The sequence below is a fragment of the Enterococcus cecorum DSM 20682 = ATCC 43198 genome (assembly GCF_000407565.1).
GTDB lineage: Bacteria > Bacillota > Bacilli > Lactobacillales > Enterococcaceae > Enterococcus_E > Enterococcus_E cecorum.
Genome location: NZ_ASWI01000004.1, coordinates 863,224 through 883,762, shown reverse-complemented (window position 1 = coordinate 883,762; position 20,539 = coordinate 863,224). Strand labels below are relative to the sequence as shown.

The following is a 20,539-nucleotide window of genomic DNA, read 5'->3' as shown; positions in this document are numbered from 1 at the left end:
TTTATCTCTACAACTTGTGTCTTATTTTATACCAAGTCTTTTCTTACCTTCTTTGCAATATTGTAACAATGGACATTGGTCGCATTTTGGATTTTTCGCAGTACAATGATATCTACCAAAGAAAATCAATGTATGATGTGTTTGTACCCACTTATTTTTGGGAATTTTCTTCATTAGCGTTTCTTCTACTTCTGATACATTGGCCTCGCTTTTCACAATTGCCAATCGTTTACTCACTCTTTCAACATGGGTATCTACAGCAAGAGCCGGTACATGAAAAGCTTCTCCTAAAACAACATTTGCCGTCTTTCTCCCCACGCCTGGTAGAGCAATAAGTTCTTCTCTCGTTTGTGGCACCTCTCCATTATATTTTTCATATAATAGTTGGGCGCAAGCTTTGATATTTTTGGCTTTATTGCGATATAAGCCGATGGAGCGAATACATGCTAGCACCTCTTCAATTGGTGCATTGGCCAAATGAAAAGCATCAGGAAAGCGAGCAAATAATTGTGGTGTTGCTTTATTCACACTTACATCGGTAGTTTGGGCGCTTAATATGACAGCAATGAGTAATTGAAAAGGTGTTTGATAGTTTAATTCACACTTTGCATTAGGGAACATTTCATACATGATTGCAAGTACTTTTTGTGTTTTTTCTTTGCCTAACATCATTTTCCCTCCAACCAATTATACATAGTAATTTTAGATTTAGGTGATTTATGATTTGTAGTTTGACCATTGGAGGTAAATTTTTGCTTACGTTTATTTTGCTCTTCTTTTACTTGCTGCGGACTGGTAATATTTTTTCTTTCCCAACTTAACAAAATGCGGTCTATATAATTGAGACTATAGGCTTGATTAATAACTGCTTCTTTCAAGGCTAAATAGATTAAGTCAACTGAATAATGATCTTCCTGAAGCCACTGATTGATGCGTTGATACTCAATAGAAGATAATGTACGACCGAATTCTTCCTCAAAATGTTGAAATAATTCTTTCACTTTCATCTGTGTGGAATTTTTTTCATTTTGTTTTGAAGATTGCGTAATTAACTGCTCAATACGATCGTAAATTGGCGAAAAGTCATAACAATCTGTTTTTTTACCAGTTGAATCTTCCTTTTGCGTAATGAGAATCAATTCTTTTTGTATCAAATTATTAATGGCAGAAAATACGGTATTTAAGGGTAAATTTAATTTTTCAGCAATGACACTGGCGTCTGGAAATCGATTCCCTTCTTGTACATAACGATAAAGTTGCAACCAGATGATGAATTCTTCATTATTCATGCCTATTTTTTGGTAATAATCTAATATCAAATTACTTACGACGGTTTGTCCTGCTTCTTGGAACTCTCTAAGCAAATAGATACCTCCCTTTTTATTAAAAGTGAAAAAACTGGCTCAATGTAGTTTGAACCAGTTAGTAAAAATAAATTAATCAATTGCCGCAATAATTTCAATTTCTACTAGCAAATCTTTAGGAAGTCTAGCTACCTCAACTGCTGAACGTGCAGGTAACTTATCATTGAACATTGTTGCATATACTTCATTAAATGCGACAAAATCATCCATATTTTTCAAGAAACATGTTGTTTTTACTACGTTGTCTGGAGTAAGATTAGCAGCCTTCAATATTGCTTGAATATTTTTTAGGACTTGTGCAGTTTGTTCCTGAATATTTTGACCAACAATTTCACCTGTTTTTGGATCAAGCGGTACTTGTCCAGATGCAAATAAAAATCCGTTTGCAATTCTTGCCTGAACATATGGTCCAATGGCTTTAGGTGCATCATCTGTATGAATAATCATTTTATTTCTCTCCCTTTTTTTGACATTCTTCACAAATACCATAAACTTCTAAACGATGGCTATGGATTAAATGATTGGTAATTTTTCCCGCAGCCATCTCCACATCGTCTAAACCAGGATAAAAAAAGTCGGTAATTTTCCCACATTTTTCACAAATAACATGGTAATGTGGTTTAATTGTAAAATCAAAACGACTTGATGAATCACCATAGCTCATCTCTTTTAAGAAGCCTAAATCTGTAAATAATCTTAAATTATTATATACAGTTGCCACGCTGATACCAGGGAAACTTTCTTTGATTCCGTGGTAAATTTCTTCAGCTGTGGGATGTATATGATGATTCTCTAAATATTCTAATATAGCCATACGTTGTGAGGTTAATCGAACATTTTCTGATTCTAATTTAGAGATTGCGTGTTCTAAAGTTGTGCTCAAACGAATCCCTCCATTTCTGAAACTAATTCTATTCTACTATTAATTTGTGAAGAATGCTAGTGATTTTTAATAATTCTAAATTGTAAAAGAACAAAAAATCCAGCCAACATATTGTAGCTGGATTAAATTTGAGTATTAATCTTCAAATTGGTATAAAGCAGTTGATAAGTAACGTTCGCCATTATCTGGCAGTAACGCAACGACTTTCTTGCCTTTACCTAATTTAACAGCTAAATCGTAAGCCGCTTTTAGGGCTGCTCCAGATGAAATACCAACTAAAATGCCTTCTTTTTGACCAAAAGTACGTCCTGTAGCTAAAGCATCATCACTCTTAACAGCAATCACTTCATCATAAACGTCGGTATCTAATGTTTTAGGAACAAATCCGGTACCAATACCTTGGATTTTATGTGGACCAGCATTTTGTCCGCTTAATACAGCTGATTCTGCAGGTTCTACAGCAACGACTTTAATATCTGGATAAGCTTTTTTCAATGCGTGACCGACACCAGTAATTGTACCACCAGTTCCCACACCAGCGACAAATGCATCAGGTGCATCTTCACCAAAGGCATCGACAATTTCTTTCCCAGTTGTTTCTTCATGAATTTGAGGGTTCGCCGGATTTTCGAATTGTAATGGTAAGAAGTAGCCCTTTTCTTTTGCTAATTCGGTTGCTTTATCAATTGATCCTTTAATTCCCGCACTACCAGGAGTTAAGATTAATTTAGCGCCATAAGCTTGCATTAATTTACGACGTTCAATACTCATGGTATCAGGCATTACGATAATAACATTGTAGCCTTTTGCCGCTCCTACCATAGATAAACCAATCCCAGTATTACCAGAAGTTGGTTCAATAATCGTATCACCTGGTTTTAATTGCCCATTTTTTTCAGCGGCTTCAATCATCGCTAATGCAATACGATCTTTCACACTGCTTCCAGGGTTAAATGATTCAACCTTAACATAAATATCAGCACCATTTTCAGGAGCAAAATGATTTAGTTTGACAATTGGCGTATTTCCAATTAAATCGGTAATAGAATTATAAATTTTACTCATTACATTCACCTTCTATGCTTTTGTTGATTCTATTTTAGCGAATGAAATAGAAAAACACAAATCATTCAATTCGTTGTGATAAAGAATTTTTATCGATCAAAAGTAAGAAAAATAAATAAGGATAGCTTCAATAGCAAAACTATCCTTGTTTCTCATAAATATTTTAAATCAGTCTTATTAGAAAGATTTGAAGGTATTCACTACGTTTTCTACATTAAAGCCAAATGAATCAAGTACTAAATTACCTGGAGCAGAGGCACCAAATTCGTCAATAGAAATAATCTTACCTTTACATTTCACATATTGTCTCCAACCAAATGATGAGCCTGCTTCGATAGCAACACGTCTTTTAACGCCTCTTGGTAAAACAGCATTTTTATATTCATCACTTTGTTTTTCAAATAGTTCCATACTTGGCATAGAAACAACAGATACATCAATACCTTCTTCAGCTAATTTTGCTTGTGCTTGAACTGCAAGATTAACTTCTGATCCAGTTGCAATTAAGATACCTTCTGGCGTTTCGTTTTTAGCTGGAGAAACAACATAAGCACCTTTTGCAACCATTTCGTCTGCATGTTCTTTCGTTCCTTCAATGACTGGTAAGTTTTGACGACTTAATACTAATACAGTTGGTGTTTCAGTAGATTCCATTGCTACTTTCCAAGCTGCACGTGTTTCGTTACCATCTGCAGGACGAATCACATTCAAATTAGGCATGCTACGTAAGCTTGATAATTGTTCGATTGGTTCATGTGTTGGTCCATCTTCCCCAACAGCTACAGAGTCATGTGTTAATACATAAGTTACTGGAAGTTTTTGTAGAGCAGCTAAACGGATGGCTGGTCTTAAATAGTCGACGAATACGAAGAAAGTGCCACCGTAAACTTTTGTACCACCATGAAGTTGAATACCATTCATAGCTGCTGCCATTGCAAACTCACGAACACCAAACCAAATATTGCGGCCTTCATAACTACCAGGTTCGAAATCTTTTTCAGCAGCAACCATTGTATTATTTGAAGCACTTAAGTCAGCTGAACCACCCCAGAATGAAGGAACAGCTTTAGAGATAGCTTGAATCGTTTCTTTACTTGAGACACGACTTGCTTGAGCAGAACCAACTTCATATTTTGGTAAATCAAGATCCCATTTCACAGGAAGTTCACCGCTGAAGGCTTGTTTGAATTCTTCTGCTAATGCTGGGTAAGCTTTTTCATATGCTGCAAATAATTGATTCCAAGCTTCTTCTGCTTTTTGCCCTTTTTCGATAATTTCTTGTTGGAAACGTGTCTTTACTTCATCCGGAACTGTAAATTCAGGATATTCCCAATCATAGCTTTCTTTAGCGGCTTTGACTCCTTCTGCTCCAAGTGGTGAACCATGAACTGCAGATGTACCTTGTTTAGGTGCGCCAAAGCCAATGATTGTTTTAACTTCGATAAGTGTTGGTTGTTCAGTGTTTGCTTTAGCTTCTTCAATCGCTTTAGAAATTGCTTCTAAATCATTGCCGTCTTTAACTAAAATATGTTGCCAACCATAAGCTTCAAATCTTTGACCAACATTTTCTGTGAAGGCTTTGCTTGTTGGACCGTCTAAAGAAATATCATTTGAATCATATAGAACGATTAATTTGCCTAATTTTAAGTGTCCAGCTAATGAACTTGCTTCTTGTGAAACACCTTCCATTAAGTCACCATCACCACAGATAGCATAAGTGTAATGATCCATCACGTTGAAATGATCACGATTAAATTTAGCAGCTAGATGTGCTTCTGCCATTGCCATACCCACAGCCATTGCAATACCTTGACCTAATGGACCAGTCGTTGCTTCTACACCATCTGTATGATTGACTTCAGGATGTCCAGGTGTTTTACTTTGCCATTGACGGAAGTTTTTCAAATCATCAATAGAAACTTGATATCCAGCACAGTGTAATAAACTATATAATAAGGCTGAACCATGGCCAGCAGAAAGAATGAAACGATCACGGTCTACCCAATTTCTAGAAGTTGTTGGGTTCACTTTTAGGTGTTTTGTCCATAGTGCATAAGCCATTGGCGCAGCGCCCATAGGTAAACCAGGATGTCCAGAATTTGCTTTTTGGATAGCATCCATACTTAGTGTACGTAAAGTATTGACGCCTAATTGATCGATTGTATCAAACATAGTAATATTGCCTCCTAGCATTTTTAGTTTTTTTTACTTTAATTACGCTTACATTATAGCGAAATTTACTAAAAATAGCAATAGCTTGATGAAACCATTTTTTTATAATCAATTATCGATTATGCAACCCTTTTTGCTTTTGAATTTTTTTAAGTTTTTCAGGAGTTACATCATTTCCTTGCAAATCAACAACTTTCATCCCTTCAATATGATGACGCATCCCCCCACGGAAGGCTTCTAAGTATTCTTGACGCAATAAATGTTGCTCTTTTTGTTCTGCCTCAGTGAGACCTTCTTCTTTTTTCTTTTTTGCTAATTCATTAATTCGTTTAATTTTTTCTTCTGATAACATTCTCTTCCTCCGAATATTTGTGATAACTATATAATAATATAAATATTCCTCAAAAAGCAACAATCTAAATCAAATTACGAACGCTTGTTTGATTTAACGTTGGCAGTATGTTATAATTGTAAAAAAAGAAGAAAAGGTGATGAAAATGCCTAGATATAATGAAGAACGTCAATTGAATATTTTAAAATATATTCATGATTTCTTACAAGAAAAGAATTATCCACCAACTGTTAGAGAAATCGCCCAAGCTGTAAACTTAGCGTCATCATCCACTGTGCATGGTCATTTAGAAAGACTTGAAAAAAAAGGCTTAGTTCATCGTGATCCAACAAAACCACGAGCTTTAGAACTCACCGCACATGGTTTGGAAAAAATTGGTATCGTCAAACAACAAATTCCGATTGTTGGTGTAGTTACAGCCGGAAATCCAATCTTAGCAGTTGAACAGACCGAGGATTACTTCCCTGTTCCACCAGAATTAACGGATGAAAGTGAACCTTTATTTATGCTTACGATTCGTGGAGAAAGTATGATTAATGCAGGTATTTTAGATGGTGACCAAGTCATTGTTCGCAAACAATCATCTGCACGTAACGGTGAAATCGTGATTGCGATGACGGCAGATGATGAAGCCACTTGTAAGAGATTTTATAAAGAAGCCAATCATTTTCGTTTACAGCCTGAAAATGATTTGTTAGAACCGATTATATTAGATGAAGTAACGATTCTAGGTGTTGTAGTTGGCCTATATCGTAATTATTAATTCCTTAAAAAAATCTTCTATTTATCTATTTTAGAAGATTTTTTATTTTTTTCTTTACTTTTCGAACAAACATTCGTATAATAATGATATGCAAACAAACGTTCGAAAAGAGGGGTATTTATGAAATTTATTCGACAAATGGGCTTATTACTCATCATTTTCTTTCTCGGTCTATTCATTGGGGATTATGGCAATCATCAAATCCCTATCTATCTAGCGCCTATCGTCATATTATGGATTATGGCTTGGGATGATCGTCGTAATCGTATGTTAAAACGTAAAATGAAGCAACAAAAGAGCAAAAATCAATCCAATTATTTCTATATTTATGATCAAGAATATCCCACTGCTCATCATAGATATTAAATCTGTCGCAATATAGGTTGCGACTTTTTTTATAAAAAAACGTCTAGAGAATGGATTGCACCATTCTCTAGACGTTTGAACTTCTTTATTGACGAATTAAGTAATCGAACGCACCAAGAGCCGCTGTTGCACCAGAACCCATGGAAATAATAATCTGCTTGTAGGCTGAATCTGTGCAATCACCTGCAGCAAATACACCAGGCATACTTGTTTGACCATGTTTGTCAACAATGATTTCACCACGATTTGTAAGTTCCACTCTATCTTTTAACCATGCAGTATTTGGTACAAGACCGATTTGTACAAATACACCAGATAAATCAATATGATGTTCTTCATTCGTGGTACGATCAACATAGTTAAGCCCAGTTACTTCATCAGATCCCACAATATCTTTCGTAGCAACATTTTTCAATACGGTAATATTATCTAATTTTGCTACTCTATCTTGTAAAACTTGATCGGCTTTTAATTCTGGTAAAAATTCTAAAACATATACATGTTCAGCTAAACCCGCTAAGTCAATGGCAGCTTCAATACCTGAATTTCCCCCACCAATAACTGCTACTTTCTTACCAGTGAATAATGGACCGTCACAGTGTGGGCAATAAGTAACGCCTTTGTTGCGGAATTCTTGTTCTCCTGGCACATTCATATTACGCCATTTAGCACCTAAAGCTAATACAACAGATTTAGCTTTTAATACAGCACCATTTTCAAGTTCAACTTCCACGACATCTGTTTTACGAATATCTTTTGCGCGTTGACCTTTCATGATTTCAACTGGATATTCTTTTACATGTTGTTCGACTTGGGCCATCAATTTTGGACCTTCAGTATATGGTGTACCAATCATATTTTCAATACCGACTGTTTCCATTACCTGTCCACCAAAGTTTTCTACAACCATACCTGTACGAATACCTTTACGAGCAGCATAGATTGCCGCTGAACTACCAGAAGGACCCCCGCCGACAACAAGAACATCAAATAATCCTTTATCTTCGAATTCTTCAGCAGAACTTGGACCAGCAGCTAAATCTACAAGTTGTTCGATACTCATTCGTCCGCTCGCAAATTCTTCACCATCTAAAAAGACAGTTGGCACAGCCATAATCTTTTTAGCATCTACTTCATCTTTAAACATACCGCCCTCAATCATTGTATGACTGATATTTGGATTTAAGACTGACATAATGTTTAAAGACTGAACAACGTCAGGACAATTATGACAAGTTAAGCTAACATATGTTTCAAAGTGTAAAGGTCGATTGATTTTTTCAATACGACGAATCACATCTTCTTCAACTTTTGGTTTACGTCCACCTACTTGTAATAACGCTAAAATAAATGAAGTAAATTCGTGACCAAGTGGTAATCCTGCAAACTCAACACCACTATCTGCTTGCCCTTTTTGATTAATCATAAAAGATGGTGTACGAGTTAATGATTTATCTACTAATGAAATTTTTGGTGACATTGCTTGGATTTCATCTAGAAACTCGCGAACCTTTTGACTGTTTTCACTTTCATCTAAGTGAGCAGCAAAAACAACATCATTTTCAAGTAATTCAAGATATTGGGCTAATTGCGCTTTAATTTCAGTATCTAAAGCCATTTGACAATCCCCTTTTCTTAAATCTTACCAACTAAATCTAGACTTGGTTTAAGTGTTTCTGCTCCTTCTTTCCATTTGGCTGGGCATACTTCACCTGGATGTGTACGAACATATTGTGCTGCACGAATTTTATCAACAAGAATCGCAGCATTACGTCCAATACCATCAGAATTGATTTCAAGTGCTTGAACAATGCCATCTGGATCAATAATAAATGTTCCGCGTTGTGATAAACCTTGATCATCTAATACATCAAAACCTAATGAAATTTGATGAGATGGATCACCAATCATAATGTATTCTAATTTTGAAATAGCTTCTGAATGATCATGCCAAGCTTTGTGGGTAAAGTGTGTATCTGTTGAAACAGAGTATACTTCAACTCCTAAGCTCTTTAGCGTAGCGTATTGTTCTTGTAAGTCTTCTAATTCTGTTGGACAAACAAATGAGAAGTCTGCAGGATAGAAGCAAACAACACTCCAATGACCTTTAAAATCTTCATTTGTAACCTCGATGAATTCTCCGTTATGAAATGCATTTGCTTTGAATTCAATTACTTCTTTACCAATTAATGACATGGCTATTCCTCCAATAATTTAAATATTTGAGACAACTCTCAATATAAATATACCTAAAAATATGTTATCGGTCAACCTTTTAGTTATAATTATTATAATTTTAAAATCGATTCATATTGTAAAATCTTATATTGGTTAGAAATTTCATTTTCAATTAGATTCAATCATTCTCACTCGCTACCAATTAACAGTGGCACTAAGAATGGATAACTAGTTAAGAAATCAAGAATCGATCGTCGCTGTTGAGCAGAATCGATGGTAATTTGAGCAAACTGATTTTCATCAAGATAAAATTTTACTTTTTGCTGATGATCAAGCAGGATTTCGAAAGCCTGCTGCTCAACTAATTCAAAATCATATTCTTTGACTGACATCAATTTAATAAAGATGCGATCAATGATTAACTCTGAAACTTTTCTTTGACTAGTAAAGTTAACAATCAATTCATAGGCATTATCTAATAAACTTTGCTCAACCGTAAATCCTAATTTTTTGGCATAGAGTAAGAGCTGATTTAAGTCATGATTAAATAAAGCCAGTTGATTTCTGGATAAAATATGGTCTTCATACCATAAACGGATCAAAGAAGCCATATGATGATCAAATATTTCCACTTCTTTTGAAAGTAAATCAAAAGCTAGCAATGGAATAAATGCAGCGTTCATGCTTGGGTTTAAGACGTTTAATTGAAATTCAAAAATGAGTCTATTTTGCTCGTCTAAGCGATGGATGACTTGAAAATGCTTGGTATACCAACGATTGAAGCTATCTCCTTTTTGCAAATCAATGGCAGATAAAGGTCTAAGAAGTTCGTAGCTAATATATTCAATTAAAATTTGCTTTGCTAGAGCGGAGATTTTATATTCATCTAATACATGATGATGAAAAAGCGACAATAATTTTTCAAAATTTGCTTCCATAATCACCCGACGTAATTTCAAATCGGCGAGTTCATCTTCAGCTGCTTGAATTAATGAAAGAATTTTTTGATGATCTTTTTGTTTGGTTTCATCATAAACTGTCTGGATATTCATTTCTTCATTGACAGCGGTATAATCAAAATCTTCTCGAGTAATGGATGATTCAGAAAAATGCATCACTTCTTTTTCTTGTACTTCAAGTTTAGAATCCTTTGTCATTTGCTTGAACCTCCTCTCTTGGTAATAAATAATCAGTAATAAATTGCATTAATTCAGCTTCTAAATGATCTAAAGAAGTCGCGTATTTTTGAACTAAGCGCAATTCTTTTGTAATTAATGCCCGATGTAGCTGAATATTGAAATAATCTTGCTGATAAGCCTCTTTTCTTCTATTTAGCGTTGTATCATCATCTTTTTGGGCATTTAGCTTTTGTATATCCGCTTCTAATTGTTTTTTGGTATTCAACAATTGTAAATATTCTTCCTCGTTTTTCACACGGTTAAAAATCGTTTTTTGTTGAGACATTAGTTGAATCTGCTTATTAATTGGCAATAATTTTTTCTCTAATTCTTCTACTTCAGACTGTAATGTTAGATTTTGCACATCTAATTGATTGATTTTTTGTTCAATTTCTTTTAGTTGAGATTGATCCGTTTCGTTAAAATTACGCCATTCATTTAAGACAGTTGGCTCAATATAGATTTTAGGCACACTGACATCAACCATAATCGTTGGACGTTGATGATAATATTGTCCAATTCGATATTGTAAAAGAGTCGGACTTATTTTTTTGACGAACTGTAGATATTCAAATCTAGCTAATAAAGCATCATGTAATTTTCTAGCTAATAAGTTGTCAATTTCATGATTTTGGTTTGAGGTTTCTTTAAGTTCTTTATGCAGTTTTCCTTGATAAATGCGATAGATTTCAGCCACATTTTCAGTTTCGATTGCATGCTCAAAAGACTGCAAATCTTGTAATAATTGTCCAATATTTTTTGAGGCACTAGCTTTTACCTCACCAAAACTTGGCTGTTGCTCTTGAGATGTAGGCATAGAAAATCCCTCCTAACATTTTATATTTATTCTAACATACTTTTTATTAAATTTACATGAAATCGCTTGAAAAAAAGAACAATCTAGACCTGATGAATCAAGCCTAAATTGTTCTTTCTCACTTATCTTTAGTTCTAAAGCGAATTTGTTGTTTGTCATCTCTTGATAGAATCGTTTCTTCTTTTAAGTATTCAAAGCGTAGTTCTTTAATTTCAGGATTCTCAAGCATTTCTTCATATCCCTTAAAAATAGAACGAATATAATTTTTGTATGCTTTTTTCTTTTTTAGTCTTTTCTTCATATTGCACCGTCCTTACCTTCTTATATTAACAATATTTCAAGTATTAATCAACCTTGTCATATAACTGATAAGCGTAACGGTGTCCATCAGGGATTGGGAAGTAAATCTCACCGCAAAATTGAAATCCAGTATCTAAAATAGCTTTTTGCATACCTATATTGAGTCGATGTGTATCAATTCGAAAATCATGATACTCAAATTTTCTTCCTTGTAAAATCAATGCTTGAAGCAGCTTTTTCGCGTAGCCTTTTTGTCGAACCAATGGATTAACAGAGATACGATGAATCGATAAATAGTTATTTGTCCCCTTCCATTGACCAATAATGGCAGAATACACCGGATCAACACCAGCTTGTAATGTTCCCAGCGCCACAATTTGGCTATCATTGATTAATAAATATAGTTCCTGATTCAAAATATTAACCTGAATATTTTCTTTTGTTGGTCCATAACCATCTTGCCATTGAGTAGAACTTTGTTTGGCCAGTAATTGGATAGCTGATTCATAAATGGGTAAAATGTCTGATAGATCCTCTAATTGTGCTAATCTTAGTTGCATTTTATCCCTCCTCGTTCCTAATTATAAAAATAAAATGGTTCTAGTACAAGACTAAAACCATTTCAGATTAATGAACATTCATTGCATTTAATTGATAACCTTTAACAAATGACTGTGCGGATGTCATTTCAATTTTCTTTGAATGAGCATAAGTTGAATTAAAAAGACGTGCACTTGCCACATATCTACCCGAATTTACAAATAGTTCACTTACCGAACCATCGATAAACCAGTCAAAATTTTGTAAAGGTTCATCAAGGGTAACTTTACGGTATTCATTCTCATTTGTATACCAGTTTTTTCGTATCAAAGTTATTTCATGGGTGTCTGCTTGATATGCTAAAGTGAAAACGTCATCAATCTTAATATTAAAATCTTCTTGAACTTCTTTTTCGCAGATAAGCTCAATCATAGATGACTGTATTTCTTGCGTACCATTCAATAGCTGAATTTCTTGATTTCTTAATTGATAGATTTCATTTGCAGGATTTTGGCATAATTTATTTCCGTCTAGTGTTAACTCTCTTGGGATTGTCAAACAGTGAATCCAACCTTCTTCAATTGTTGGCATGCTCGCTTCAAATTCCGGTTGAGTGATTCCCATCCAGCCATATGATAAAATTCTATCTCCATCATAAAAGCTTTGAGGGGCATAATATTCAAATCCAAAGTCAACTTCTTGCATATCATCATCTAACAGCAAATGCCCTTCATTAAACTCTCCCAATGCATAAACTGTTTGATATATATTATGATATTGGTGACCTTGTGCTTCAATTCCTTGAGGTGAATAGATAAAAACAGCTTGATTATCAATAAATACTAAATCCGGGCACTCCCACATATAACCGATTTGAGAAAGAATATCTGGATTTATAACTAAATCACCTAAGTTTTCCCATTGTTTAGCATCAACTGAACGATAGATTAGAGTTGTCCCCGTTAAATTTTCTCTTTGGGCGCCAACAACAAGATAATAACAACGCTCTTTTTCATCATACCAAACTTTTGGATCCCGGACATGGCGCGTAAAACCTTTTGGATGTTCAAAAATCGGTCCTTGTTTTTCAAAGATAAAGCCATCTTCTGAAGTTGCTAAACATTGATAACTATGTTTTTCTCCTGCTTCATCAATGACATTGCCTGTATAATAAAGATGTAATTGATTCTCGATAATAATTGCACTACCTGAATATACCCCATCTTTATCATACCAAGCATCGGGTGCCAAAGCGATAGGCGCCCGATGCCAAGTTATAAGGTCTTCAGAGTAGATGTGCCCCCAGTGTTTATTTTTATGAATCGTATCTGTTGGATTTAATTGATAAAACACATGATAGATACCTTCAAATTTTACTAAACCATTTGGATCATTTAATAGACCAGCTAAAGGTGTAATATGATAACCAATAGGATATTTTGAATTTTTTACATTTCCATCTAACATCTGACATTTCCCTTCTAATTTCTATTAGGCGTTCTCTTGCATTTTATCACTATAACCGATTGTATAAGTTAATGCAAAAGCAACACCTACTGCCACTAAGTTAGCTAATAAATATTGGAATAATTGACCATTCAAGTATAATAATGTACCAGGGATAACAGTGATAGACATACCTGTACCTGCTAAACCTAAAATGTTAGCAACAAAACCACCTGCAGCACCACCGATTAAGCCCATAACAAAAGGTTTAACATATCTTAAGTTTACCCCGAAAATGGCCGGTTCAGTAATTCCTAAGAAAGCTGATAATGCTGATGGAAAACATAATGCTTTTAATTTTGCAGATTTTGTTTTTACACCCACAGCTAAACAAGCAGCACCTTGAGCAGCAATCGCACATGTGACAATTGCGTTGAAGGCATTTTTACCAGTATTTGCTAGTAATTGTACTTCAAGGAAGTTGAAGATGTGGTGAACTCCTGTTACGACGATTAATTGGTTTAAAAAGCCGATAATGAGACCTGCTAACCCAAGTGGTAAGTTTAATACAAATTCAGTAGCATTTAAGACAACTGTTTCAAGTGAATGGAAAACTGGTCCAATGGCTAACAATCCAAGTAAACTCATCACTAATAGTGTTAAGAATGGTGTTAATAGCAAGTCAAAAGTATCAGGAATCACTTTACGTAGACGCTGTTCTAACTTCGCCCCAAGTAATGCAGCAAAGAAGGCAGGTAATACAGTACCTTGATAACCAACAATAGGAATGAATCCCATTAACATAATTGGTTTTGCAGCACCAGAAGCAACTTCATAAGCATTTGGTAAAGCTGGGTTAACTAACATCAAACCTAATACAATACCGATAACTGGGCTACCACCGAATACTCTAAATGTTGACCAAGCAACTAAAGCTGGTAAGAAGGCAAAAGCTGTATCCGTTAACACTTGAGTATAAAGTAAGAAGTTCGGATCAATTGACTTTGGTGTCATTCCAAAAATACTCAGAATCTCTGGTTGTGTCAATAAGCCACGTAACCCCATGAATAACCCGGTAGCAACTAAAACTGGAATAATAGGAACGAAGACATCACCAAAGGTACGAATCATACGTTGGAAAACATTCCCAGATTTGGCTGCTTCCGCTTTCATTTCACCTTTAGATGATTCGCTAACGCCTAATGCAACGACCTCATCATAAATTTTGTTTACTGTACCTGTACCAAAAATAATTTGATATTGACCTGAGTTAAAGAAAGCCCCTTTAACTTTTTCGATGTTTTCGACTGTCTTACCGTCGATTTTATCTTGGTCAGTAACCATTAAACGTAGACGAGTCGCACAGTGAGCAACACTTCTGATATTTTCCTTTCCACCGACAGCATCAATAACCGCTTGTGCAATTTCACGATTTTCCATTATTTTCTTCCTTTCTTTGCGGTACCGTTCCCACATAGATCAAAAAAATAAGATAAGAGCAGAACTTTTATTTTGTGGAACCGGTCTCTTATTTACGTTTTCAGTATACACATGATTGAAATCGTTGTCAATCATTTTTTTGGATTTTTTTTAAAAAAAAATCCAAAAAAAAGAAGAAAGCGGCATTCTTTACTTTCTTCTTTTTTGACTATTCATGGTAATATCCAACGCTACCACGATGAATCATTTCTGTAGCAATGGTTGTTGTTTCGGGAATGGGTTGTTTTTTCAACATAATATCTACGCATTTTGAAGCTAATATCCCTAGTTTCTCATAATGTAAGTCCACCGTTGTCAAAGTTGGATAAACATATTCTCCTGTATCATGACCACCAAAGCCAGCAAAAGAAATTTGTTTCCCAATAGCTATACCTAATTGGTTCGCTGCTTTAATTAGACCGATGGCAATATTATCTGTAGCACAAATATATAAGGTTTCATCATTTTTTGGCAATATTTCTAGTCCTAGCTTGTAGGAATCATTCACCATAAATGTCGTTTCATACTCTTTTACGGTGGATATCCCGCTTTCTTTTAGGCCATCTATAACCCCTTGTTTACGACGAACCCCTACTTCAATATCGTGAGGACCAACACCGACATAAGCAATTTTTTTATGTCCATATTTATTTAAACCTAGTGCCATTTGTCGACCTGCAAAGTAATTATCTTGTGTTAAAGTAATTAAACGACGATCTTTTTGTCCTAGCACAAGTACTGGTGTTTTGATTTTATTGATTGCTTTCACGTGTTCATCTGTGATAGCCACGGCCATTAATACGATTGCAGCGATTTTGTTTTGTTGTAAATTATATAAACTTTCAATTTCACGTTCGATGCTTAGTTCTGAATTAACCATCATGATTTGTCGTCCACATTCTCGTTCGCTCTTTTCTAATCCAGAAAGCATACGCACTACAGAAGGTGAATCTAAACGAGGAATAATGACACCAGTGAAATTACTTCTTTGTGCCTTTAAATTCCGGGCAAATTCGTTAGGTGTATAATTGTATTTTTGTATCACTTTTTCAATTTTTTTTGCGGTTTCTTTACTTACATATCCTTCATTTAGATATCTCGAAACCGTACTTTTTGATACTTTTGCTTCTTGAGCGATTTGATTAATTGTTACCATAAGACCCCTCACAAATTTTCATTACATGAATGTATTATAACAAATATTGTCTTCAGATTAAAACATTATTCATCAGTTGTGCTATAATTTGAGTGAACGGAGGTAAGTATCATGAGAAAAATTTTAAAAGGATATACATTCATCGCATTCATTATCGTAGCTTTTAATGTGTATGAATGTATTTTTCAAAAAGTGAGTATGAAATCAGGTATCATTTTTATTATTGAGGGCTTATTAGGGATTATTCTGATTTATGCCCCTTTCCTATTTAAAAAATGGTTTAAAATCTCTTTTCCGAATGAATTGATTTTTATGTATTGGTTCTTCATCTTGATCTCGGTCTTTTTAGGAACTTGCTTACATTTAATTTCTTACTTTAAATATTATGATAAATTATTGCATTTCAGTAGCCCAATTGTATTAACCTTTCTTGGATATGGCATTCTTACCTATTTCCTAGAAAAGTCAAGAAGTCAATACCCTTCTATTTGGTTTTTTATGATATTTGGTTTTGCGTTTGCACAGATGTGTGGGGTTTTATGGGAATTTTGGGAATTTCTATGTGATCAATTTTTAGGACTGAATTTACAACGTTACCTATTTCATGGGCAACCTTTAATTGGACGTAAAGCATTACTTGATACCATGGGCGATTTATTTGTTAATACTTGTGGTAGTTTGATTGCTAGTGTATATGCCTATTTACGAGCAAAAAAAACAAGCATTCAGTATTTCAAAAACTTTAAAATTCATATTCACTAATTTAGTTATCTTATGTTGCTATGTATGCTTCTCCTTTTCTTGTCTAACCTTGTGTTTCCAATGATATAAAATTAGGAAATATCAAAGGTTTGCTAAAATTTTTCACATCATTAAACATTTTGATTATGTTGTGTTATACTAATAAAACTGAAATATAAAGGAGATTTTCGTTATGGAACATTTAAAGTATCGTAGCGTTTTTGATATTATTGGACCGGTCATGGTTGGACCAAGTAGCTCTCATACGGCAGGGGCTGCACGCATTGGAAAAATTGTAAGAACTATTTTTGGCGAACAACCAGAGAGTGTCGATATTTTTCTATTTGAATCCTTTGCCAAAACCTATCGTGGCCATGGAACTGATATTGCCCTTGTTGGTGGATTATTAGGGATGGAGCCTGATGATGAAAGATTAAGTGATTCATTGAAAATTGCTCATGAAAATGGCATGGAAGTACTATTCGTGCCTAAAAAAGAAAAAGCTGAGCATCCAAATTTAGTTAAAATGTTGCTAAAAAAAGGAAAACGTCAAATGACTGTAACTGGTATTTCCATTGGTGGCGGAAATATCCAAATTTCTGAGTTGGATGGCTTTAAGATTTCATTAACAATGGGAACGCCTACGATTATTACCGTCCATCAAGATGTGCCAGGTATTATTGCTCAAGTAACAAAACTATTATCTGATATGAATGTAAATATTGGTACGATGACTGTTACGCGTGAGTCTAAAGGTGAAAAAGCAATTATGATTATTGAAATTGATGAGCGCCATCCAGATATTTGCCAAAAACTACGTCAATTGTCACACATTGATTCTGTGACCTATTTTGATTAGGAGGATTTGCATGTTTTATTCAATTGAAGATATTATTCAACAAAGTAAGAATTATAAAAGTGTGGCTGAATTAATGATTGCCACAGAGATTGAATTAACCGGACGCTCTAGAGAACAAATTATTGCTTTAATGAAGAAAAATTTGGAAGTGATGAAGCATTCTGTTCAGCAAGGAATTGATGGCGTTACCTCTGTTACCGGGTTAACAGGAAAAGACGCGACCAAGCTAAATGATTATATTTTAAAAGGTGATATTTACTCAGGTTCGACAATTTTAGGTGCCGTGCGTAATGCGATTGCGGTAAATGAAGTTAATGCGAAGATGGGCTTAATTTGTGCCACTCCTACTGCTGGTAGTGCTGGGATTGTTCCTGGTGTATTGATGGCTGTTAGTGAAAGCTTGCAATTAACTGAACACCAACAATTAGATTACTTATTTACTGCTGGTGCTTTTGGATTAGTGATTGCGAATAACGCTTCGATTGCTGGTGCTGAAGGTGGCTGTCAGGCTGAAGTTGGCTCTGCAAGTGCGATGGCTTCCGCAGCTTTAGTTTGTTTAAAAGGTGGCTCAGCGCAACAAGCAGCTCATGCCTTAGCGATTACCTTAAAAAATATGTTAGGCTTAATTTGTGATCCAGTCGCGGGTTTAGTCGAAGTCCCTTGTGTGAAAAGAAATGCATTAGGTGCGAGTCAAGCGATGATTTCAGCAGATATGGCTCTAGCAGGAATACAAAGTGTAATTCCACCAGATGAAGTTGTAGCCACGATGTATCGCGTGGGTCGTCAAATGCCATCTATTTTTAAAGAAACTGCAGAAGGTGGCTTAGCAACGAGTCCGACTGGATTAAAATTGCAAAAAGAAATTCTAGAAAGACAAACAAAATAAGAAAATGGGGTTAGGAAATTTTCCTACCCCACTTTTTATGCAGTAATTTTGGTCCCAAAGCAATGAATATTATTATTAATATTCACACTTTTTACACCGTGTAGCAAGGCATACTTTGCACTATTTAATTTTGGAATCATGCCACCAGTAATGATATTCTGATTCTTGAGCATCTCAATCTTTGATAAATTGATACGCTTCAACCATTGATTGTTTTCCTTAATTCCAGGCACATCAGTCAATAAAAACAATTCATCCGCTTGAATACTACTTGCTATCTTACAAGCGACTTCATCAGCATTAATATTTAACCATTGGCCGTCTTTTGTAATGCCTAGAGGAGCAATCACAGGTATTTTGCGATGATTCATTTGCAGTTTTAACAATTGATGATTGATTGCCGTTACTTGGCCAACATAACCTAATTCCGCATAATTGATGACTTTTCCCTGTATGAGTTGATCGCAACCAGCATGAAGGCTCACTGGTTGCAAACCTTCCTTTTGAAATAAGGAAACTAATCTAGGTTGTACTTGACCTAATAGCGCCATTTTGGTTAGCTCAAGTGTTGTTTCATCCGTTACTCTTAAGCCGTTTTTGATTTGGCGTTTAATCTGAAATTGTTCCATTAGTTCAGTGATATAATGTCCACCACCATGAATAATGACGATTTGAATTCCTTGTGCTTGCCATTTACGTATGGTTGAAAAAAATTGCGCATTAAGCTGATCACTTGCAACGCCACCAATTTTAACTACATATGTTTTCATGATTCTGACCTCCTATTATGTGTGGTACAATGCATTGATTTTGACATATCCATAAGTCAAATCGCATCCCCAAGCTTTTCCTTGCGCAACTCCATCATGCATGTTGACTTTAATCGTGATCTCTGCTTGTTTTAATTTTTCACTCAGTTGATCAGCTGAAAAATCTGTTGGTACACCAAAGGCAAAAACTAGCGTATCTTCCAAATATATTTCAATTTGATTACTGTCAAAATCGATGCCGCTATAGCCCAACGCACATAGGATTCTTCCCCAATTTGGATCTTGACCAAATATTGCACTTTTGACCAAACTTGAACCGACAACTGATTTTGCAAGCATACGTGCAGAGTATTCATCTACGGCATTTTCAACTTGAACCTCAATCAGTTTCGTTGCTCCCTCACCATCTTTAGCAATTGATTTTGCTAAATCGGTGAAAACAGCTTGTAAAACATTTTTGAATTGTTGGTAGGCTAGCGACCCTTTTTGTATTTCAGCATTTTTCGCCTCACCATTTGCTAAGACAAGTACCATATCATTTGTGGAAGTATCGCCATCCACAGTAATTTGATTAAAAGTAATTTCAGTCAGCTCACTTAGTAATTCTTGTAGTAAATCACTGGAAATATTCGCATCAGTGGTAATAAAACTAAGCATGGTAGCCATATTTGGATGAATCATACCTGAACCTTTTGCACAACCTGCTACTGTGATTGTTTTTCCATCAATTTCTTCTTGGTAGGCACTTACCTTCTGACACGTATCGGTTGTCAAAATTGCTTCTTGAAAATTTTCAGCAGCGCAGTCTTGATTATTTGCCAACAATTCTAAGCCAGCTTCGATTTGAAACATCTGTAAATGCTTGCCAATAATTCCTGTAGAGGCAACTGCGACTTGAGCAGCGTCAATATTTAAATGTTCAGCGGTTTTTTCACACATTGTTATAGCATCTTGATAGCCTTGATTACCTGTGCAAGCATTGGCATTTCCTGAATTAACAATAATTGCTTGTAAGGATTTATTTTTGAGCTTTTCTTTTGTCACTAATACTGGTGCTGTTTTGACTTGATTAGTCGTAAATACGCCAGCACACTGAGCGGGGACTGTTGAAATAATCCAACCGATATCTTTACGCTTTCTTTTTAACCCACAATGGATACCATCCGCTTTAAAACCTTTAGGACTTGCAATATTTCCATTTATTTTCTTCATAACCAACCTTCT

Annotated in this window: 23 protein-coding genes; 5 read left to right on the top strand and 18 right to left on the bottom strand. The window is 35.1% G+C overall.

The genetic code is table 11. From position 1 onward, the window contains the following. Positions 1–21 precede the first annotated feature (21 nt). The 7 genes from nth to I567_RS10330 all read right to left on the bottom strand — a co-directional run bounded on the left by nth (position 22) and on the right by I567_RS10330 (position 5,836). Positions 22–669: an endonuclease III gene (nth, locus tag I567_RS10360; RefSeq protein WP_016252172.1), complete on the bottom strand. Its 648-nt coding sequence runs from the start codon at positions 667–669 to the stop codon at positions 22–24. Further along, positions 669–1,364, bottom strand: a complete 696-nt coding sequence (locus I567_RS10355) for a DnaD domain-containing protein (protein ID WP_016252171.1) — start codon at positions 1,362–1,364, stop codon at positions 669–671. The genes nth and I567_RS10355 overlap by 1 nt, the downstream gene beginning before the upstream one ends. Before the next feature lie 72 nt (positions 1,365–1,436). Next, complete coding sequence (locus I567_RS10350; RefSeq protein ID WP_016252170.1) at positions 1,437–1,811, bottom strand: RidA family protein; 375 nt, start codon at positions 1,809–1,811, stop codon at positions 1,437–1,439. A 1-nt stretch (position 1,812) separates the two neighbouring features. Continuing rightward, complete coding sequence (locus I567_RS10345) at positions 1,813–2,247, bottom strand: Fur family transcriptional regulator (protein ID WP_016252169.1); 435 nt, start codon at positions 2,245–2,247, stop codon at positions 1,813–1,815. 135 nt (positions 2,248–2,382) lie between these two features. Further along, positions 2,383–3,312 (bottom strand): cysteine synthase A, encoded by a 930-nt coding sequence (cysK, locus tag I567_RS10340; protein ID WP_016252168.1) that lies wholly within the window; start codon positions 3,310–3,312, stop codon positions 2,383–2,385. Between the two features lie 177 nt (positions 3,313–3,489). After that, positions 3,490–5,484 (bottom strand): transketolase, encoded by a 1,995-nt coding sequence (gene tkt, locus I567_RS10335; RefSeq protein WP_016252167.1) that lies wholly within the window; start codon positions 5,482–5,484, stop codon positions 3,490–3,492. A gap of 112 nt (positions 5,485–5,596) precedes the next feature. Further along, positions 5,597–5,836, bottom strand: a complete 240-nt coding sequence (locus I567_RS10330; RefSeq protein WP_016252166.1) for a DUF896 family protein — start codon at positions 5,834–5,836, stop codon at positions 5,597–5,599. Between the two features lie 145 nt (positions 5,837–5,981). On the opposite strand from I567_RS10330, the gene lexA reads away from it, so the two are divergent. Further along, the gene (lexA, locus tag I567_RS10325; RefSeq protein ID WP_016252165.1) at positions 5,982–6,599 is read left to right on the top strand and encodes a transcriptional repressor LexA; all 618 of its coding nucleotides are present in this window, start codon (positions 5,982–5,984) and stop codon (positions 6,597–6,599) included. Between the two features lie 120 nt (positions 6,600–6,719). Beyond that, entirely contained in the window at positions 6,720–6,965 is a 246-nt protein-coding gene (locus I567_RS10320; protein ID WP_016252164.1) for a hypothetical protein, read from the top strand. Positions 6,966–7,050: 85 nt separating this feature from the next. Here I567_RS10320 and ahpF read toward each other — a convergent pair whose 3' ends face one another. The 9 genes from ahpF to I567_RS10275 form a co-directional block, all read right to left on the bottom strand. Continuing rightward, entirely contained in the window at positions 7,051–8,583 is a 1,533-nt protein-coding gene (gene ahpF, locus I567_RS10315; protein WP_016252163.1) for an alkyl hydroperoxide reductase subunit F, read from the bottom strand. Positions 8,584–8,600: 17 nt separating this feature from the next. Beyond that, on the bottom strand, positions 8,601–9,161 hold the full coding sequence (gene ahpC, locus I567_RS10310) for an alkyl hydroperoxide reductase subunit C (protein WP_016252162.1): 561 nt from the start codon (positions 9,159–9,161) through the stop codon (positions 8,601–8,603). Positions 9,162–9,331: 170 nt separating this feature from the next. Next, entirely contained in the window at positions 9,332–10,300 is a 969-nt protein-coding gene (locus I567_RS10305) for a hypothetical protein (RefSeq protein WP_016252161.1), read from the bottom strand. After that, positions 10,284–11,138, bottom strand: a complete 855-nt coding sequence (locus tag I567_RS10300; RefSeq protein ID WP_016252160.1) for a hypothetical protein — start codon at positions 11,136–11,138, stop codon at positions 10,284–10,286. Before I567_RS10300 ends, I567_RS10305 begins: the two co-directional genes overlap by 17 nt. Positions 11,139–11,256: 118 nt before the next feature. Then, positions 11,257–11,439, bottom strand: coding sequence for a hypothetical protein (locus I567_RS10295; RefSeq protein WP_016252159.1), 183 nt, complete (start codon positions 11,437–11,439; stop codon positions 11,257–11,259). 43 nt (positions 11,440–11,482) lie between these two features. Beyond that, positions 11,483–11,998: a GNAT family N-acetyltransferase gene (locus tag I567_RS10290; RefSeq protein WP_016252158.1), complete on the bottom strand. Its 516-nt coding sequence runs from the start codon at positions 11,996–11,998 to the stop codon at positions 11,483–11,485. A 67-nt stretch (positions 11,999–12,065) separates the two neighbouring features. Further along, the gene (locus I567_RS10285; RefSeq protein ID WP_016252157.1) at positions 12,066–13,445 is read right to left on the bottom strand and encodes a glycoside hydrolase family 32 protein; all 1,380 of its coding nucleotides are present in this window, start codon (positions 13,443–13,445) and stop codon (positions 12,066–12,068) included. A gap of 24 nt (positions 13,446–13,469) precedes the next feature. Beyond that, entirely contained in the window at positions 13,470–14,864 is a 1,395-nt protein-coding gene (locus I567_RS10280) for a sucrose-specific PTS transporter subunit IIBC (protein ID WP_016252156.1), read from the bottom strand. Positions 14,865–15,072: 208 nt separating this feature from the next. Then, positions 15,073–16,059: a LacI family DNA-binding transcriptional regulator gene (locus I567_RS10275; RefSeq protein ID WP_016252155.1), complete on the bottom strand. Its 987-nt coding sequence runs from the start codon at positions 16,057–16,059 to the stop codon at positions 15,073–15,075. A gap of 111 nt (positions 16,060–16,170) precedes the next feature. Here I567_RS10275 and I567_RS10270 point away from each other — a divergent pair, with 111 nt between their 5' ends. The 3 genes from I567_RS10270 to sdaAA all read left to right on the top strand — a co-directional run bounded on the left by I567_RS10270 (position 16,171) and on the right by sdaAA (position 18,545). Further along, positions 16,171–16,821, top strand: a complete 651-nt coding sequence (locus I567_RS10270; protein WP_016252154.1) for a hypothetical protein — start codon at positions 16,171–16,173, stop codon at positions 16,819–16,821. Between the two features lie 172 nt (positions 16,822–16,993). Further along, positions 16,994–17,659: an L-serine ammonia-lyase, iron-sulfur-dependent subunit beta gene (gene sdaAB, locus I567_RS10265; protein WP_016252153.1), complete on the top strand. Its 666-nt coding sequence runs from the start codon at positions 16,994–16,996 to the stop codon at positions 17,657–17,659. A 10-nt stretch (positions 17,660–17,669) separates the two neighbouring features. Further along, positions 17,670–18,545: an L-serine ammonia-lyase, iron-sulfur-dependent, subunit alpha gene (gene sdaAA / locus I567_RS10260; protein ID WP_016252152.1), complete on the top strand. Its 876-nt coding sequence runs from the start codon at positions 17,670–17,672 to the stop codon at positions 18,543–18,545. A gap of 35 nt (positions 18,546–18,580) precedes the next feature. On the opposite strand, the gene argB is transcribed toward sdaAA, so the two are convergent. Both argB and argJ read right to left on the bottom strand, forming a co-directional pair. Beyond that, positions 18,581–19,315: an acetylglutamate kinase gene (gene argB, locus I567_RS10255; RefSeq protein WP_016252151.1), complete on the bottom strand. Its 735-nt coding sequence runs from the start codon at positions 19,313–19,315 to the stop codon at positions 18,581–18,583. 15 nt (positions 19,316–19,330) lie between these two features. Further along, positions 19,331–20,527: a bifunctional glutamate N-acetyltransferase/amino-acid acetyltransferase ArgJ gene (argJ, locus tag I567_RS10250; protein WP_016252150.1), complete on the bottom strand. Its 1,197-nt coding sequence runs from the start codon at positions 20,525–20,527 to the stop codon at positions 19,331–19,333. Between the last annotated feature and the right edge of the window lie 12 nt (positions 20,528–20,539).